The organism is Terrabacter terrae (genome assembly GCF_039529575.1).
Classification (GTDB): domain Bacteria; phylum Actinomycetota; class Actinomycetes; order Actinomycetales; family Dermatophilaceae; genus Terrabacter; species Terrabacter terrae.
In genome coordinates, this window is sequence record NZ_BAAANB010000146.1 from 1 (window position 1) to 1,484 (window position 1,484).

Consider the following 1,484-nt stretch of genomic DNA (forward strand, 5'->3'; position numbering starts at 1 on the left):
GGGCCACAAACCGGCCGGTTTGTGGCCCTTCGACGGTTGGGTGGGTGGGCTACTGAGCCGGGACGACGTCGACGTCCGCGGCGCGCACGTACGCGAAGCGGTGGCCGAGCGAGATCTGGTAGTAGCGGTCCTGGCCGACCACGTCGATGTGGTCGTTCGGGGTGTCGGGTGAGAACGTCACGGCCCGGTAGTAGTCGGTCGGGACCGTGAGGTCGCCGACGGCATACCTCTGGCCCGCGGCGAAGGTGTACTGCAGCGGTGAGACGGCCTGGGCGGGGATACCGGCCGGGTAGGCGGACGCCTCGGGGTAGGCGCGGCCGTAGACGGGCGCCTTGGCGAGGCCCGCCTTGGGCACGACGTAGTAGCCCCGGACCGGGACGGCCGTCGGGTCGGCGGCCGGGTTGAGGAACCAGCCCTTGACGCCGTTGAACCAGATGGCCGTCCAGTCACCCTGACGCCCGGCGACCGCGAAGGTCAGGCCGGCCTGAGCGCGAGCGCCGATGTCGGAGACCGACGTCGTCGACGGGGCGCCGTTGGCCTTGCGGCCGATGTCGTTGACGAGCGGCGCCGACTCCGACGGGGCGGTGCGCAGGTAGACGAAGTTCGTCGGCTGCGAGCCGCAGCTGTCGGCGACCTTGCCGTCGCAGTACGTCACGGTCTGCTGGTTGTCCTCGAAGCCTGGCAGGATGCGGACGAGGTCCTTGGCGTTGCCGGCGGTGTGGGACTCCAGCGGCGCGCCGAGGAGCTGGAAGTAGTGCTCCCAGTTCCAGTAGGGCCCCGGGTCCCAGTGCATGCCGGCGACGTTGGCGGCCGTGACGCCGGGGATCTGGTCGTGCCCGAAGATGTGCTGCATGTCGAGCGGGATGTCGTACTCCTTCGCCAGGTAGCGAACGAGACGCGCGGACGAGCGGTACATCGGCTCGCTGAACCACTGGGCGCCGGTGGCGGCGAAGCCCTCGTGCTCGAGGCCGATCGAGTGGCCGTTGACGTACCAGTTGCCGGCGTGCCAGCCGACGTCCTTGGGGTCGAGGTGCTGCGCGATGTGGCCGTCGGAGCTGCGCAGCGTGTAGTTCCAGGCGAGGTAGGTCGGGTCGGACGCCAGCTTGAGCGTCGTGTCGTAGGTCGCCTCGGTGTTGTGGATGACGATGTTGGTGATCTTCGGCGCGACCGGGCGGTTGGCAAGGTCGTGGTTGCCGTAGTCGCCGGCGTCGGGGCCGGTCTGGGCGTACGGCGCCGGGAGCCACTCGCAGTCGAGGCCGGGCGGGCAGTCAACCGGGCCGTTGCTCTGCTTCTTGTGCAGGTGGAGCTTGCCGACGAGCGCGGTCTGGGGCGTGACGGCGGTGGGCACGAGGGAGACCTGCTTGCCGTCGACCGTGCGGCGCGAGGCGCCGGACGCGATGACCGAGTAGGTGTCGTCGGCGAACGCCTTGGCGACGTCCTCCTCGGCCGAGCCCGAGGCGTCGGCCACGGCGGCGTACCACTCG

At 70.3% G+C, this 1,484-nt stretch carries 1 protein-coding gene; it reads right to left on the minus strand.

What is annotated here, in order from left to right; genetic code table 11:
* Positions 1-49: 49 nt before the first annotated feature.
* Positions 50-1,484 (minus strand): N-acetylmuramoyl-L-alanine amidase (locus ABD194_RS20070; RefSeq protein WP_343994802.1); only part of this gene is annotated, 1,435 nt, incomplete at its 5' end.